Source organism: Klebsiella sp. MS 92-3 (assembly GCF_000195655.1).
Classification (GTDB): domain Bacteria; phylum Pseudomonadota; class Gammaproteobacteria; order Enterobacterales; family Enterobacteriaceae; genus Klebsiella; species Klebsiella pneumoniae.
On record NZ_GL882817.1, the window covers coordinates 30,357 to 45,982 of the forward strand.

Below are 15,626 nucleotides of genomic sequence, written 5' to 3' on the forward strand. Positions count from 1 at the left end.
TGGGGGTTCAAGTCCCCCCCCTCGCACCAACGAGGCAATATCCCAAAGAAAGAATACTGTGCGAAGGTGGCGGAATTGGTAGACGCGCTAGCTTCAGGTGTTAGTGTCCTTACGGACGTGGGGGTTCAAGTCCCCCCCCTCGCACCAATATTCTTCCCTCTCCCGGCATTATCCTCTCAGTTTAATATCCACAATCATCAGCATTATTCCGCCGATCAACGCGACACACGATGGCAGCAGGATAAAATGGCGCAATTGACGATGCCAAATCATCGCCGCGGACATCAGCATGCCCACCGCGACCAGTACCCGCCATACGTCAGCCGACACTCCGGCATACCCGAGAGCGACAATTAGCGCGCCGGGAATCATCACTCCCCAGCCGCTTCCTAATGCTCGCTGCAGCATGGTTTCACCTCTTACAACGATAATGATAACCAATATCATATGATAATATTTATCATTTGTCATTTGCGACGTGCTCTGCCCCTTTTTCTTTACGTTCGCGGTAATGACATACATTCATGAAGGTGATAAATTAAGCGGATTATCGATATATATTAAATATTTTGCTTATTTTGCAAATAACCTTTTTTTGCACATTGTTATCAGACTCTTCATTTTTGGCTTTCATCATTTTGAAATTTAACGACTAATAATGATTCTTCCGATATGACTGCACAAACCTGGCGAGCACACTACGCACAAAAATATCAATATTCCTTACGGCTTTTTTTACTGCTTAATTTCATTTCTTCCTCGCTGTCGCTGGTCACCCCCCTATTTACGGTAGTTCGTTTTACGCTGCCCTGCGCCCTGATCGTCGTCTGCAGCGGGCTGCTGCTGCTCTGGCACTGGAAATGGCCGCAATCGAAAATAAATATTCCCACTATCTCGTTGTTATTTGGCATGCTATGGGCATGGCACGTAGTGACAAAAGCGATGCTATTGACACCGCCGCATTTTAACTATCTGGTGATCGCCCTATTAAGCATTCTGTTTATCGGCACCATCGCTTTTTCCAATAATATCACTGCCTTTACCCTCCACTCTTTACCAACTTTCCTTGCCTGCCTGATAATGGCGGAGGGGGAACAATGGTTGCGTATGACTTACTGCTTTATGCTGCCTATAGCCGGTATTACCCTGCAAAATATTATCCAGAAGCGCAGCGATGCCTTTACGCAGGGTTTAATGGATAAACTGATGCATGAACGCAATACGCTCAACGATCTCAGTATGCTCGATCCCCTGACCGGTTTGTATAATCGCCGCGGACTGCAGAACCGCCTCGATACCCTGCTGGCGCTGGACGGCGACAACCACTACGTGCTGCTCCTCGATATCGATCACTTCAAGGCCTATAACGATCACTATGGTCATATGATGGGTGACCAGGCGCTTATTCGCGTCTCTGCTGCCATTCGCAACGCTGTACGCTCACGCGATATTGTCGCCCGCTTTGGTGGAGAGGAGTTTATGGTGCTGCTGACCAATAGCAGCGAAGAAACGGCCTGGAAGACAGCCGAACGTATACGTCAGCGGGTCTATGACCTGAAGATCCCGCATATGTTTAATGAAAGCGTCGCCACCAACGTCACCATCAGTATTGGCCTGACGCCGCTCATTAATGACAACATTGAACAAGCGCTGGCGCGCGCCGACGGCGCACTCTATGAGGCAAAAAATAAAGGCCGCAACATTATTCTTGCCAGTTGACCTGCGCGCGCTGCGACATCGCGGCGCCGATAAAAGCCTTGCCATGCCGCCTGCAAGCAACTAATATCAGTAATCATTATCATTTAGATTTGTATCTGGAAATCGAATGGCCTGGCGTTCCCTTCCTCTCAGCGATGAACTTATCTGGCGGGCTCCTTTGCCGACGGCTGAGCATGCCCTGGCGGAGAGTATTCGGGAAAAAATCGCCACCCTGCGTCCACACCTGCTTGATTTCCTGCGACTTGACGAACCCGCCCCACGGCACGCGTTAACGCTTGCCGAATGGTCGCAACCCATCGCCTTGCGCTCCCTGCTGGCCACCTGGTCCGATCATATCTATCGTCATCAGCCGACGCTGCCTCGGGAACAGAAGCCTCTGCTCTCGCTCTGGGCGCAATGGTATATCGGTCTGCTGGTGCCGCCGCTGATGCTGGCGCTGCTCAATGAACCGCAAGGCCTCAGCCTGGCACCAGAACATTTCCATGTCGAATTTCATGAAAGCGGCCGGGCGGCCTGCTTCTGGATTGATGTGCATAGCGATGCCGACATCGAGAGGCTTTCACCGCAGGCGCGAATGGATGCCCTGGTAACGCGCACCCTGCAGCCGGTTGTTGAGGCGCTGGCAGCGACGGGCGAAATCAATAGCAAACTTATCTGGAGCAATACCGGCTATCTGATTAACTGGTATCTTGGGGAAATGCGCGCGCTGCTGGGTGATGAGCGGCTTGCCGCGCTACGTCAGCACTGTTTTTTTGAAAAACAACTCGCCGATGGCCAGGATAACCCGCTGTGGCGAACGGTGATGCTGCGTGAAGGGCAGTTAGTCCGACGCACCTGCTGTCAGCGCTATCGCCTGCCGGATGTCCAACAGTGCGGCGACTGTACGCTTAAATAATTACCACTTACCTGAAAAGTAACGGGCGGCCTTTACCGCCCGTTGCTATTTATGCGGTCTGTTGACTCTCCTGCTCCGCCCGCTCGGCCTCTTCCGCTTCCTGAGCAAGCAGCTGTTTCTCATATACCTTAAAGAATGGGAAGTAGATGATTGCCGACACGCAGGCCAGAACAATGACCAGAATCGCCGCCCGGAAATCCCAGCCCAGCGCCCAGGCGCCGCCAATTGGCGCTGGCGCCGTCCATGGTACGACGGAGATGACGCGGCCAATCAGATCCAGCTTCATTGCCGCCCAGGCCAGCACCGCGTTCACCATCGGCGCCAGCAGGAACGGAATAAAGAACACTGGGTTCATAACGATAGGCGTCCCAAAGATCACCGGCTCGTTGATATTGAACAGGCTTGGCACCACGCTCAAACGACCAATGGAGCGCAAATGCGCTGAACGGCTGCGCAGATAACAGAACACCAGTCCCATGGTCGCCCCGGAACCTCCGACCACGATAAAGAAGGTCCAGAACGCCTCCATAAAGATATGCGGCAGAGGCGCGCCCTGGGCCAGCGCCTGCTGGTTCATACCGAGGTTAGTCAGCCAGAACATCTGCAGCATCCCGGACACGATCGCCGCACCGTGGATCCCGGCAAACCACAGCAGGTGGCCGATCAGCACCGCCAACAGAATTGCCGGCAGAGAGTCGGCTGCCGAAACCAGCGGCTTGAAAATGGCCATAATGGCCTGCGGGATCAGCATGTCAAAATGGTGCTGGATAAACAGGCTCAGCGGATAGAGCGTCAGCACGACCACCAGCACCGGGATCAACAGATCAAACGAGTTTTTGATCATCGGCGGAACCTGGTCCGGCAAGCGGATCCCAATGTTGTGCGCTTTCAAGAAACGCATCATCTCCACGCAGTAGATCGCCACCAGGATGGCGGTAAAGATCCCGGTCCCCCCGAGGCTATCCACCGGCAGCGTGCCATTGGTCTTCGGCGCGGCAATCAGCAAAAAGGCCATGATCGACAGCATTGCGCACATAAAGGGATCGAGCTGATTGGATTTCTCGTAATGCTTACCGAGGTTATAGGAGATTGCCGCGCAGATGTAGATCGACATGATCCCCATCGTCATATCAAAGGGGGTCAGAATACGCCCCTCAAACTCTTTCGCCAGATCCAGCCAGGCGCGGGCAAAACCCCAGGTGGTATCCGGTGAGAACGGTGGATAAGCAAACACTAACAGGAACGATCCGACGATCATAAACGGCATCGCTGAGATAAATCCGTCACGGATAGCCATGACGTGGCGCTGCGACGAGATCCGCCCTGCTATGGGGCTTATGTAATTTTCTACAAAGCGAAATATCAAATTAAACGCAGCATGGTTAGCAGACATAGTAGCCCTCCTGACAGGCTATTGATACTGGCCCAACAACGATTACCCTGCCGTTACGATGACCGCTTTTTGACGCAGCAGGCCGCTGGCGGATTATGCAACCGGCTATACTGCTCATGAGGCAACGATTCATACACGGCTCTTTTGTTATAAATAAAAGGAGAAGTGACTGTTCCAGTATTCATCTCAATGCAGATAACCGCAACCGGTTACAGTAACCGGTTACGGTGATTGTGAAGGAGATCGACAAAATAGAAAGAATCTGGATTGTCCGCGCTGATATTTACACTCCGCCAGGCTTGTGACAGATTTAACCAGGCTTAAATCAGGAGAATCCAATGAGTCTGCAGTCTGTACGGCAGTTTTTTGCCGAACACGCCCCCGATATCGAAATTATTGAGTTAAATCAGAGTACCGCCACCGTCGCACTTGCCGCTGCCGCACACAACGTTGAGCCGGGGCAAATTGCCAAAACGCTGTCGCTCAAGATCAAAGATAAGATTGTACTGATCGTCGCCAGGGGCGATGCGCGGCTGGATAATAAAAAGCTGAAAGAGACCTTTGGCGCGAAAGCACGCATGCTAAGCAGCGATGAAGTGGTTACCTGGACCGGTCATCCGGTCGGCGGCGTTTGCCCGTTTGGTCTGGAAAATCCGCTGGCAGTCTACTGCGACGTCTCTCTCAGACATTATCAGGAAGTACTACCCGCAGCGGGAGCCATCCATAGCGCGGTTCGCATTGAACCAGAACGCATGGCGCAGCTCACCGATGCAACATGGGTAGATGTGTGTTTATAGCCGCATTACGCTACCTGTTTAACGGCGCTGGTCGTACTATTGAGCGGTAAATGCAACAGGATATCCGCCGCGTTTAATAAACCAATGTCTGAGCGAACTCCGAGCTTGGTCATGGCGTTAAACTTATGCGCGCGGATCGTTTTAATATTCCGGTTGAGCTGTATCGCAATATCAGAAAGCGAATATCCCCACGACATATACCGAAGGATGGCGTGCTCCGTCGGGCTTAGCGGATCGTTGCACGCCTCTCTGTCGCAAAATTGTTCGCTGCCGCTGAGATGATGATTGTCCAGTAGCTGCAGCAAACGCTCCTGTAGCCCGCGTCGCGGCGCGGATTTATTCAGTATGCCGTGCAAACAGGCCGGCATAAGATGGCCGATCAGGTGCATTTCACTTTCATTATTAGCCAGAATAATCGTTTGGACTTCCGGCCGGCACCGCGCCATTTCATGAACAAAGAGCAGACTCTCGGCTCGTGAAGAACGACTTCCCGAAAGAGAAAAAATAATGGTTGACCAGGGAAACGGTATTTCCGCCGCCCTGAGCATACTGACATTTTTAAACAGATGAATATGATAACGGCGATTATCTTCACGACTAAAGATATAGCGCCATGCCATTTCCGTCATCACGCATTTTTCTACGATGGCGACATGGCGGGTTGTACTATTTTTTTCCATTCCATTTGCTCCCCGTAAGCTGAATTGATATTCAGCTCTTGCATTCCCTGCGCGCTGTTGATCCAGGCATACATTTCAGCGTTGCTGCGTAGCGATAAGCGACGCATTGCGCTGTTTTTCTGCGCGCTGATCGTCTTATTACTCTTTTTCAACAGCGCGGCGATCTGGTTTATTCCCCACCCCTTCGCCAGAAGGCGCAGAACTTTACGCTCTGAAAGAGTGAGCATCGCCGCAGAGTGGTAGCTTGCGAAATCGCTGTCCTCATCCCCGGCAAACAGCGTACGGCTAATCTGTTCAGCCGCACGGCTACCGGCGCAAATCACCTCAATCAGCCGGTTAACCGGCTCGCTCTCGGAGATCAACGAGCTTTCAGGACGAATTAATAGCTCAACGGCCAACGGATAGAGGCTGTCGCTGACCATAAAAACCCAGTGAATATCACGGTACTGGGTCATGAGGGAGTAATAACGCTCGCAGACGGCTCGGGGGTGCGCAATCTCGCCGGAGATATCCGCGACAACCAGCACCGCCCGCCGCAGTTGTAAAAGGGTGAGCTCATCATGAGAACGACAAAAACTCAGTTCGTAATCAGGGAGGTTCTCATTGAAGATCACCTTTAACCCTGATTGCATGACGGGAATTTTACTAATAACGACGCCAAACTTACCTTGTCCTGGTAACATAACACCTCCGCTTCCTGTCGAAGTTCCTTCGCTTGCCTGCAAACGATCGGCGAGCGACTTTATCGCCATATCATTTCCTGGATGAATATTAAAATCATATTCATGGCCTGCGCACACGATATACGTAACGACCGAACCGTGGTCATACCGTGTAAAATATTATTGCCGTGTATACTTGCGATTAATATTAACACAGACGTTCCTGCGCTAATAAATTAGAAAAGATAAAAACATTATTTAGCAAAAATAATTTCAGTACTGAACATTATGAAGCATTATCTTTAATTGTTTCTCTAAATGCTTTGGGTGACATACCGCTATAGCGACGGAAAAAACGCGAAAAATAGGCTGCATCGCTAAACCCCAAATAATCAGAGAGTTGTGTAATCGTCATGCGGGTGTACTGCAGATTGCGTCGCGCTTCAAGCATCAACCGCTGATGCAATACTCCAAGAGCGCTACAGCCATAAAACTCACGACATAAATAATTTAAGTGCGTAACCGACAGTCCAATCAGCTTCGCATACTCCGCCAACGGGAGATGCTGTCGGTAGTGGCTCTCGATAAGGCGGGCGAAGTGACGCATCATGCTGCGCTTCCGCTCCGCTTTATCTTCCGCGGGGGACGCGGGATGGCACTGTCGGTTCAGCCAGACCAACAGCGTCCCCAGCAGCGAATAGAGCATCATTTCTCGCGCATCGTGCTCTTCGCAGTACTCCTCGCGAAGCGCTGAAAACAGCGTATGCATGCGCCCGCGAGAACGGCCCACCGGCACACACTGCGGCACGCTAAGCACATCCAGAGGGCGACCGAACTGATTTTCAAACCGGCTCAGCAGCGGCAGCGCCAGAGAGAGCACAAACCCTTGCGTCCCGGGTGAAAAATTAAACCCGTGAATACAGAGGGCGGGAACCACCTGGATGCAGGACTCCGTCATCACCTCGGTGGCGCCTTCAATTTCGATCTCCGCCCGCCCCTGATGCAGATAGAGAAGCTGGACCATTTCCGCATGCTGATGGACGCGAATATGCCACTGATACAGGCTGCTGCGCTGTAAAATCGACTCACAGTGCAGCAGGTCCGGAGTCGGCCAGCCGCACTCTTCGCCATACAGCTTAAATACGGGCACGGTTTGAACGAACGGCATGATGACTCCTCTTAATTCAGGCGACACGCTCCATGGGCAAGCCCACGTAGTTTTCCGCGATGGTGGTCAGCCCGGCGCGCGAGCCCAGATAGTAGCGGCGGTCGGCGGCCTGCATTTTAGCGTCGAACGCGTTCTGATCCGGAAAATCATGCAGCAGGCGGGTCATAAACCAGCTAAAGCGTTCCCCTTTCCAGACCCGATCCAGCGCCAGTTGCGAGTAGGCCGCCAGCAGATCGCTGCGGCCACGATGGTAGTATTCGCGCAGAATCCGCCACAGATAGTTCACGTCCGATGCCGCCAGATTTAATCCTTTCGCCCCGGTTGGCGGAACGATATGCGCCGCATCCCCCACCAGGAACAACCGCCCATATTGCATCGGCTCCACGACGAAGCTACGCAGGGGGGCAATGCTCTTCTCAAGTGAGTGACCTGTCACTAACCTGGATGCCAGCTCCTCCGGCAAGCGGCTTTTCAGCTCCTGCCAGAAGCGCTCGTCCGACCATGCTTCAACCTTATCGCTCAGCGGAACCTGCAGATAATAGCGGCTGCGGGTCAGTGAGCGTTGACTGCACAATACAAACCCCCGCTGATGGTGCGCATAAATAAGCTCCGGATTGACCGGCGGCGTATCCGCCAGCAGGCCTAGCCAGCCAAACGGCCACACGCTCTCGTAGGTCTGCAAAATGCCAGCTGGAATACTTTGCCGCGATACGCCGTGGAAACCGTCGCAACCGGCAATAAAATCGCACTCCAGACGGCAGGTTTCCCCTTCGCTGAGGTAGGTGATCGTCGGCCGGTCGCTTTTGGCGTCATGGATAGCCACCTCGCTCACGCCATAGACGATCGGCGCGCCGCTGGCGGCCCGGGCAGCCATCAGATCGCGGGTGACTTCGGTCTGGCCATAAACCATTACGCTCTTACCGTCGGTTAGCTCGCTCAGTGCGACGGGCACCCGCTGGCCGTCAAACAGAAACTCCACCCCATGATGCACCAGGCCTTCGGCATCCATCCGCTGCGCCACGCCCGCTTCGCGCAGCAGATCAACGGTACCGCTTTCCAGAATTCCCGCGCGGATGCGCCCCAGCACATACTGCGGCGTTTGACGCTCAAGGATCACGGTATGGATCCCGGCGTTGTGCAGCAACTGCCCCAGCAGCAGCCCGGAGGGGCCCGCGCCAATAATCGCGACCTGTGTCTTCATAGGGATGTCTCACTCTTGCAGGGTTAATTATTTGTATAATTTTTGTTTAATAAAAGTGCTTTTCTGCATTTTTGATAAGTCAGTGGGGAAAAAGAAGGGATGAATGGCGACAAAAATTGCACTTTTCACCAAACTGGCAAAAGTGTGGGATGCTTCAAATTCTGCCGCCCCGCAGACTGGGAATTTTTGCACATTATTTGATCCCACCCCCCTCAGCCGCCACTGCGCTTCAGGTTAAAGTATCGGCAGATACCAGGCGTCGTGAACAATAGAGGAAGTATGCAGGTTGATCGGACACAGCAGCGGGCAATCACACGTTTATGCATCCAGTGTGGTCTTTTTCTGTTACAGCACGGCGCCGAGAGTGCGCTGGTGGAGGAACTGTCAACACGTCTCGGGCTGGCGTTGGGGATGGACAGCGTTGAAAGCGCCATCTCTTCGAATGCCATCGTCCTGACCACCATTAAAAATGGCGAATGTCTTACCTCTACGCGCAAAAATGTCGATCGCGGCATTAATATGCATGTGGTGACGGAAGTGCAGCACATTGTGATCCTCGCCGAGCATAAGCTGCTGGACTATCGCGACGTCGAGAAGCGTTTTGCGCAGATCGTTCCCCTGCGCTATCCGCGCTGGCTGCTGGTGCTGATGGTGGGTCTTTCCTGCGCCTGTTTCTGCAAACTGAATAACGGCGGTTGGGATGGGGCGCTGGTCAGCTTCTGCGCAAGCACGGTAGCCATGTACATTCGCCAGGTGCTGACCCATCGCTCCATGCATCCGCAGATCAACTTCTGCATCACCGCCTTTGTCGCCACCACCATCTCCGGGCTGCTGCTGCGCCTCCCGGCGTTTGCCAGCACGCCGACCATTGCCATGGCCGCCAGCGTCCTGCTGCTGGTCCCGGGTTTTCCATTAATCAATGCCGTCGCCGATATGTTTAAAGGGCATATCAATACCGGACTCGCCCGCTGGGCGATCGCCAGCCTGCTAACCCTAGCCACCTGCATTGGCGTGGTGATGGCCATGACCGTATGGGGGCTGCGCGGATGGGCATAATCTCATTTATTTTTGCGCTGGCGGAAGACATGCTGCTGGCGGCGATCCCCGCCGTCGGGTTTGCGATGGTCTTTAATGTCCCTCAGCGCGCTCTGCGCTGGTGCGCGCTGCTGGGGGCGATTGGCCATGGCTCGCGTATGATCATGATGAGCGCCGGTTTTAACATTGAATGGGCCACCTTTCTCGCCGCTCTGCTGGTGGGCAGCATTGGCATTCAATGGTCGCGCTGGTATCTGGCGCATCCGAAGATTTTTACCGTCGCCGCCGTGATCCCGATGTTTCCTGGCATCTCAGCCTACACGGCGATGATTTCCGCGGTAAAAATCAGTCATTTTGGTTATTCGGAAGAGATGATGATTTTGCTGCTGAGCAATTTTTTAAAGGCCTCTTCGATTGTGGGCGCCCTTTCGATTGGCCTGTCGATACCCGGCCTGTGGCTGTATCGTAAGCGTCCTCGCGTCTAACCCCGACGTCGCGGTTAATCCGCGACGCTCCTTCCGCGATGACCTCTGTGCTACTATGTGCAGATCACCCCACTCTTTGCAGTTCAGAGTTGAGATAGAGTTATGTCTTCGCGAATTTTAACCTCCCATTTTAGCGGCCTGGAAGAGTTCCTCCAGCAGCACGCGGCGCTGCTGGCAAAATCGACTGACGGCACCGTTGCCGTTTTTGCCAATAACGCGCCGGCATTCTATGCGCTGACGCCAGCGCGGCTGGCGCAACTGCTGGAGCTGGAAGCCAGGCTGGCGCGCCCCGGCAGCGACATCGCGCTTGACCCGCAGTTTTTCGAGGAGCCCGCCGCGGCGCCGGTTGCGGTGCCGATGGGCAAATTTGCTATGTACGCCGGATGGCAGCCTGACGCCGATTTTCAGCGCCTGGCCGCGCTGTGGGGCATTGCCCTGAGCCAGCCGGTTACCCCCGAAGAGCTGGCCGCTTTCGTCGCTTACTGGCAGGCGGAAGGTAAAGTCTTTCACCACGTGCAGTGGCAGCAGAAGCTGGCGCGTAGCGTGCAAATCAGCCGCGCCAGCAACGGCGGACAGCCGAAGCGCGATGTGAACAGCGTTAGCGAACCCGACAGCCATATTCCGCGAGGTTTCCGAGGATGAGCATGAAAAACGTTGGCGACCTGATGAAACGCCTGCAGAAAATGATGCCGGCACATATTGAACCGGCGTTTAAAACCGGCGAAGAGCTGCTGGCCTGGCAAAAAGAGCAAGGCCGGCTGCGTTCCGAAGCGCTGGAGCGAGAGAATCGCGCGATGAAAATGCAGCGCACCTTCAACCGCTCGGGGATCCGCCCGCTGCATCAGAACTGCTCCTTTGATAACTATCGCGTCGAGTGCGAGGGGCAGATGAATGCGCTCGCCCGGGCGCGCCAGTACGTGGAAGAGTTCGATGGCAATATCGCCAGCTTTATCTTCTCCGGTAAACCGGGCACTGGCAAAAACCACCTGGCGGCAGCCATTTGCAACGAGCTGCTGCTGCGCGGGAAGTCGGTCTTAATCATCACCGTGGCCGATATTATGTCGGCGATGAAAGATACCTTCGGCAACCGGGAAACGAGCGAAGAACAGTTGCTTAACGACCTCAGCATGGTCGACCTGCTGGTGATCGATGAAATTGGGATGCAGACGGAGTCTCGCTATGAAAAGGTCATTATCAATCAGATAGTTGACCGGCGCTCATCCTCCAAACGACCTACCGGGATGCTCACCAACAGCAATATGGAAGAGATGAACAAACTGCTCGGCGAGCGGGTGATGGACCGTATGCGGCTCGGCAACAGCCTGTGGGTTATCTTCAATTGGGAAAGTTACCGGCACCGCGTTACAGGCAAGGAGTATTAAGAGATTTCCGGGCGACGACGGCGTTATACTAAAGCGATTATTCAGTCACGCTTATGAGTCCGTCTATGAAATCGTTTAAAAATAGCGTTGTTGCCGCGCTTGCCGTTAGCGCGTTTACCCTCTCTGGCGCCCACGCCGCCTCCTGGCAGGATTCCCTTAACAGCGCTGCCAGCCAGCTCAGCGGCAGTAACGCCCAGGCCAGCGGCGGCATGTCCGTCTCTTCGCTAACCAGCCTGCTCAACGGCAGCAGCCAATCCCTGACCGCCAGCAGCATGAATAATGCGGCCGGGATACTGTCATATTGCGCGAAACAGAAGCTGGCCTCCGTGACCAGCGCCGATAACGTCAAAAATCAGGTGCTGGATAAACTGGGGCTTAGCACGCCGGAAAAACAAAAACAGGACACCAGCTATCTGGATGGCCTGCAGGGGCTGCTCAACAGCAAAAACGGCCAGCAGTTGGACCTGAATACGCTCGGCAATAGCTCGCTGGCGAAACAGGTAAAAACCAAAGCCTGCGATCTGGTCTTAAAACAGGGTGTTAATTTCCTCTCCTGATCCTGACTGACAAGGCCGCATTTGTTGCCTTCGCGGCGGCGCCGCGGCCTGAAACGCTTTTTTTTGCAGTTTTCCTGTTCCGTTTTCCCATTTCGCCCGATGCGATGCCGATCAAAAAAGGCAACTTCTAAACCAATTCTGAATAACTGCACACTTTCATGACGCTAGAATTGCAGCAAGATGGCGCTGCAATTACAGTGGGGCTTGAAAAGTAATCTGTTCTGCCAGCCGATAACTGGCATTAATGAGGATGAGCTGTGTCAGAGTTGTTATCCATCGCCTTATTTTTAGCTTCGGTGGTGCTGTATGCCTGGAAAGCGGGTCGTAACACCTGGTGGTTTGCCGCCACGCTCACGGTGTTAGGCCTGTTCGTGGTGCTGAATATCACCCTCTACGCCAGTGACTACTTCACCGGCGACGGCATCAACGACGCGGTACTCTACACTCTGACCAACAGCCTGACCGGCGCCGGGATCGGCAAATATATACTGCCGGGGGTCGGCGTGGCCGTCGCACTGGTCGCCGTCTTTGGCGCCCTCGGCTGGGTGCTGCGCCGCCGTCGGCATCATCCTCATCACGTCGGTTACAGCCTGGCGGCGCTACTGCTGGCGCTGGCCTCCGTTGATGCCAGCCCGGCCTTCCATCAGATCAGCGAGCTGGTGAAATCCCAGTCACGCGAGGGCGATCCAGACTTTGCCGCGTACTATAAAGAGCCGTCGAAGCAAATCGACAATCCGCAGCTGAACCTGGTCTATATCTATGGCGAAAGTCTCGAGCGCACCTATTTTGATAACGACGCCTTCCCCAACCTCACCCCTGAGCTTGGCAGAATTAAAGCTGAGGCCATTGATTTCAGCAATACCATGCAGCTGCCGGGGACCGATTACACTATCGCCGGCATGGTCGCCTCACAGTGCGGCATTCCGCTGTTCGCGCCGTTCGAAGGTAATGCCTCAGCCTCAGTCTCCAGCTTCTTTCCACAGAATATTTGCCTTGGCGATATTCTGAAGAACTCCGGTTACGAGAATTACTTTGTGCAGGGGGCTAACCTGCGCTTTGCCGGCAAAGACGTGTTTCTTAAATCCCACGGCTTCGATCATCTGTACGGGGCGGAAGAGCTAAAAACTACGGTGGCGGATCCTACCTACCGCAACGACTGGGGCTTCTATGACGACACCGTACTCGACGAGACCTGGAAAAAATTCGAAGAGCTGTCGCAGTCCGGGAAACGCTTCTCGCTCTTCGCCCTGACGGTGGATACCCACCATCCCGACGGTTTTATCTCACGCACCTGCGAGCGTAAACGCTATGATGTGGACGGCAAGAAAAACCTCTCTTTCAGCGCCGTTAGCTGCAGTCAGGAACATATCGCCGCGCTGATAGAGAAGATTAAAGCCTCACCCTATTTCAAAAACACGGTCATCGTGGTCTCTTCCGATCACCTGGCCATGAAGAACAGCGCCTGGGATTATCTCAACAAGCACGATCGCAGCAATCTGTTCTTCATCCTGCGCGGCGATAAACCGCAGCAGGAGACCCTGGCGGTGAAACGCAACACCATGGATAACGGCGCGACGGTGCTGGATATTCTCGGCGGCGATAACTATATCGGCCTCGGGCGTAGCAGCCTCTCCGGCCAGTCGCTCTCCGGTATTTTCATGAATATGAAAGAGAAAGTCCTGGCATGGAAGCCTGACGTGATCCGCCTGTGGAATTTCCCCAAAGAAATGAAGAATTTCACCATCGACTCGCAGAAAAATATGATCGCTTTCTCCGGCAGCCATTTCCGTCTGCCGCTGCTGCTGCGGGTATCTGACCAGCGCGTAGAACCGCTGCCGGAGAGTGAATACTCTGCGCCGCTGCGCTTCCAGCTGGCCGATTTCGCGCCACGGGATAATTTCGTGTGGGTCGATCGCTGCTATAAAATGGGCCAGCTGTGGTCGCCTGAGCTGGCGCTCTCCACCGACTGGTGCGTCTCGCAGGGACAGCTGGGGGGTGAGCAGAAGGTCCAGCACGTTGATAAGCCGCAGTGGCACGGCAAGACCGCCTTCAGGGACACCCTTATCGATATGGAGCGCTATAAGGGCAACGTCGATACGCTGAAAATTGTCGACAACGATATTCGCTATAAGGCCGACAGCTTCGTGTTTAACGTCGCTGGCGCCCCGGAAGAGGTTAAACAGTTCAGCGGTATTTCGCGTCCCGAGTCGTGGGGGCGGTGGTCCAATGCTCAGTTGGGCAGCGACGTGAAGATTGAATATAAAGAGCCGCTGCCGGAGAAATTTGATCTGGTGATTACCGCCAAAGCTTATGGCCCAAACGCCAATAAGCCGATTCCGGTGCGAGTTGGAGAAAGTGAGCAAGTGCTCACTCTGGATAATGACGTGACTACCACGACGCTGCATTTTGACAACCCAACGCGCAGCAACACGCTGATCATCACCCCGCCGGACCCGCAAACCACTAACGAGGGCAATATCCTCGGCCACTCCCCGCGTCAGTTGGGGATCGGCATGGTGGAGATCAAAGTGGTGAAAAGCGAAGGCTAACGCAATCCTGCCCGGCGAATTTTCGCGCCGGGCAGCGGTTGTCGTGGCAGGACGTTAACCACACAGCGGCTGTAGTTCATCAGCCGACAGTCCGGTGATCTTCTGTACCATCTCTTTGTCGAGGCCATTCTGTAACATACTGCCGGCAATGCGCAGCGCCTCGCGTCGGCTGCCTTCCTGCAAGCCCTCCAGGTGCCCTTCTTCCCGGCCTTCTTCCCGACCTTCCTGCTTAAGCTTTTGCGCGATAGACATCAATGTCTCCTCATACTGTGGCAGACGGCGGGCCAGCCGGCGGAGAAACACGCCCGGCTCGGCCGTATTACCGTACTGCAGCATATAGTGAAACAGCATTCTCAACTGCCGACGGTTAGTGTATCCCAGCATCACAACGGCCGCCAACGACTCCGTTATGCCGCTGAGATCGCGCTGGCGAATATGTTTTTGCATCAGCTCCAGCAAGGCGACTCGTCGATGTTGCACGATGTCATCGTCCGGCATCACCGTCACGTCGATCAATGGAAACGGACAGCCATACAGCGTCTTCGCCAGCTGCGGGTCGGCAAATTCATCCAGCCAGTTGAGGGAAAAAGGATACGGACTGGTTGCACCGTGATAAAAAAGCATCGGCACCACCAGCGGCAGCGTTTTGTGCCCGGCATCCAGGTGGCGCTGCATTGCGGCAATCGCATAGCGCATCAGGCGAAAGGCCATATGGCTATCCGGTGAGCTCTGGTGCTCTATCACCACGTAAACATACCCCGTGCCGCAGGTGGTCTGCACCGACCAGAGGACATCTGAATACCAGGCGCGCAGATCCTCATCGATAAAGCTCGCCGATTGCAGCCTCAGGGTAGAGAAATCGCACCGCTGAAGGATCGCTTCGGGAAGGTAGAGGGTGAGGAAATCAGTCGCTGTCTCCGGGTGACGAAGAAATCGCTTAAAGACCGCATCGTGCGGCGTCGAGGTCATCCGTTTTTTCATGGCCATCCGCTTGCCTGAAAGAGAAGGTAAGCCGGACTCTATCACCGGTTTTTACCCGGTTGGGTTTGACGACAATTTTCTGGGAAGCGCCTCGGAGAATAGTATGGCGGCCAGCCCGGCTG

General features: G+C 54.3%; 18 protein-coding genes and 2 tRNA genes (1 of these 20 only partly in view). 13 read left to right on the plus strand and 7 right to left on the minus strand.

Annotated elements, in window-relative coordinates; genetic code table 11:
* Together HMPREF9538_RS32630 and HMPREF9538_RS11575 are read left to right on the plus strand one after the other, a co-directional pair.
* Positions 1 to 29: transfer RNA gene (locus HMPREF9538_RS32630), tRNA-Leu, on the plus strand (it extends 87 nt beyond the left edge of the window).
* 31 nt (positions 30 to 60) lie between these two features.
* Positions 61 to 147, plus strand: a tRNA-Leu gene (locus HMPREF9538_RS11575).
* Positions 148 to 168: 21 nt separating this feature from the next.
* Here the strand turns inward: HMPREF9538_RS11575 and HMPREF9538_RS0127840 are convergent.
* Positions 169 to 408, minus strand: coding sequence for a DUF1435 domain-containing protein (locus tag HMPREF9538_RS0127840; RefSeq protein ID WP_002887654.1), 240 nt, complete (start codon positions 406 to 408; stop codon positions 169 to 171).
* Between the two features lie 70 nt (positions 409 to 478).
* On the opposite strand from HMPREF9538_RS0127840, the gene HMPREF9538_RS32305 reads away from it, so the two are divergent.
* From HMPREF9538_RS32305 to fhuF, 3 genes are all read left to right on the plus strand, one after another.
* A complete protein-coding gene (locus HMPREF9538_RS32305) occupies positions 479 to 649 on the plus strand; it encodes a hypothetical protein (protein WP_004221147.1) in 171 nt (56 codons plus the stop codon).
* Between the two features lie 23 nt (positions 650 to 672).
* Complete coding sequence (locus tag HMPREF9538_RS0127845) at positions 673 to 1,719, plus strand: GGDEF domain-containing protein (RefSeq protein WP_002887653.1); 1,047 nt, start codon at positions 673 to 675, stop codon at positions 1,717 to 1,719.
* A 106-nt stretch (positions 1,720 to 1,825) separates the two neighbouring features.
* A complete protein-coding gene (gene fhuF, locus HMPREF9538_RS11565; RefSeq protein WP_002887652.1) occupies positions 1,826 to 2,614 on the plus strand; it encodes a siderophore-iron reductase FhuF in 789 nt (262 codons plus the stop codon).
* Positions 2,615 to 2,663: 49 nt separating this feature from the next.
* Here the strand turns inward: fhuF and HMPREF9538_RS11560 are convergent, their stop codons facing one another.
* Positions 2,664 to 4,007 (minus strand): PTS cellobiose transporter subunit IIC, encoded by a 1,344-nt coding sequence (locus HMPREF9538_RS11560; protein ID WP_002887650.1) that lies wholly within the window; start codon positions 4,005 to 4,007, stop codon positions 2,664 to 2,666.
* A 338-nt stretch (positions 4,008 to 4,345) separates the two neighbouring features.
* On the opposite strand from HMPREF9538_RS11560, the gene HMPREF9538_RS11555 reads away from it, so the two are divergent.
* The gene (locus HMPREF9538_RS11555; RefSeq protein ID WP_004151383.1) at positions 4,346 to 4,804 is read left to right on the plus strand and encodes a YbaK/EbsC family protein; all 459 of its coding nucleotides are present in this window, start codon (positions 4,346 to 4,348) and stop codon (positions 4,802 to 4,804) included.
* A 5-nt stretch (positions 4,805 to 4,809) separates the two neighbouring features.
* On the opposite strand, the gene bglJ is transcribed toward HMPREF9538_RS11555, so the two are convergent.
* From bglJ to pobA, 4 genes are all read right to left on the minus strand, one after another.
* Positions 4,810 to 5,484: a DNA-binding transcriptional activator BglJ gene (gene bglJ, locus HMPREF9538_RS0127850; RefSeq protein ID WP_002887647.1), complete on the minus strand. Its 675-nt coding sequence runs from the start codon at positions 5,482 to 5,484 to the stop codon at positions 4,810 to 4,812.
* Complete coding sequence (locus HMPREF9538_RS11550; RefSeq protein ID WP_002887645.1) at positions 5,445 to 6,167, minus strand: helix-turn-helix transcriptional regulator; 723 nt, start codon at positions 6,165 to 6,167, stop codon at positions 5,445 to 5,447. The genes bglJ and HMPREF9538_RS11550 overlap by 40 nt, the downstream gene beginning before the upstream one ends.
* A 265-nt stretch (positions 6,168 to 6,432) precedes the next feature.
* Positions 6,433 to 7,314 (minus strand): helix-turn-helix domain-containing protein, encoded by an 882-nt coding sequence (locus HMPREF9538_RS11545; RefSeq protein WP_009485342.1) that lies wholly within the window; start codon positions 7,312 to 7,314, stop codon positions 6,433 to 6,435.
* 16 nt (positions 7,315 to 7,330) lie between these two features.
* Positions 7,331 to 8,515 (minus strand): 4-hydroxybenzoate 3-monooxygenase, encoded by a 1,185-nt coding sequence (pobA, locus tag HMPREF9538_RS11540; protein ID WP_004146953.1) that lies wholly within the window; start codon positions 8,513 to 8,515, stop codon positions 7,331 to 7,333.
* Between the two features lie 103 nt (positions 8,516 to 8,618).
* Here pobA and HMPREF9538_RS33135 point away from each other — a divergent pair, with 103 nt between their 5' ends.
* The 7 genes from HMPREF9538_RS33135 (at position 8,619) to opgB (ending at position 14,523) form a co-directional block, all read left to right on the plus strand.
* Positions 8,619 to 8,753 (plus strand): hypothetical protein, encoded by a 135-nt coding sequence (locus tag HMPREF9538_RS33135; protein ID WP_254910869.1) that lies wholly within the window; start codon positions 8,619 to 8,621, stop codon positions 8,751 to 8,753.
* Positions 8,754 to 8,794: 41 nt separating this feature from the next.
* Entirely contained in the window at positions 8,795 to 9,571 is a 777-nt protein-coding gene (locus HMPREF9538_RS11530; protein WP_004146059.1) for a threonine/serine ThrE exporter family protein, read from the plus strand.
* Positions 9,562 to 10,035: a threonine/serine exporter gene (locus tag HMPREF9538_RS11525; RefSeq protein WP_002887631.1), complete on the plus strand. Its 474-nt coding sequence runs from the start codon at positions 9,562 to 9,564 to the stop codon at positions 10,033 to 10,035. Before HMPREF9538_RS11530 ends, HMPREF9538_RS11525 begins: the two co-directional genes overlap by 10 nt.
* 102 nt (positions 10,036 to 10,137) lie before the next feature.
* Positions 10,138 to 10,677, plus strand: a complete 540-nt coding sequence (gene dnaT / locus HMPREF9538_RS11520) for a primosomal protein DnaT (RefSeq protein WP_002887624.1) — start codon at positions 10,138 to 10,140, stop codon at positions 10,675 to 10,677.
* A 2-nt stretch (positions 10,678 to 10,679) separates the two neighbouring features.
* Positions 10,680 to 11,417, plus strand: coding sequence for a DNA replication protein DnaC (dnaC, locus tag HMPREF9538_RS11515; protein ID WP_002887623.1), 738 nt, complete (start codon positions 10,680 to 10,682; stop codon positions 11,415 to 11,417).
* Between the two features lie 65 nt (positions 11,418 to 11,482).
* The gene (locus HMPREF9538_RS11510) at positions 11,483 to 11,974 is read left to right on the plus strand and encodes a DUF2501 domain-containing protein (RefSeq protein WP_004177504.1); all 492 of its coding nucleotides are present in this window, start codon (positions 11,483 to 11,485) and stop codon (positions 11,972 to 11,974) included.
* Between the two features lie 257 nt (positions 11,975 to 12,231).
* Positions 12,232 to 14,523 carry a phosphatidylglycerol--membrane-oligosaccharide glycerophosphotransferase gene (gene opgB / locus HMPREF9538_RS11505; protein WP_004192122.1) on the plus strand — a complete coding sequence of 764 codons (2,292 nt, stop codon included), beginning with the start codon at positions 12,232 to 12,234 and terminating at the stop codon, positions 14,521 to 14,523.
* A gap of 54 nt (positions 14,524 to 14,577) precedes the next feature.
* Here the strand turns inward: opgB and HMPREF9538_RS11500 are convergent, their stop codons facing one another.
* Complete coding sequence (locus HMPREF9538_RS11500; protein ID WP_009485344.1) at positions 14,578 to 15,510, minus strand: Rpn family recombination-promoting nuclease/putative transposase; 933 nt, start codon at positions 15,508 to 15,510, stop codon at positions 14,578 to 14,580.
* Between the last annotated feature and the right edge of the window lie 116 nt (positions 15,511 to 15,626).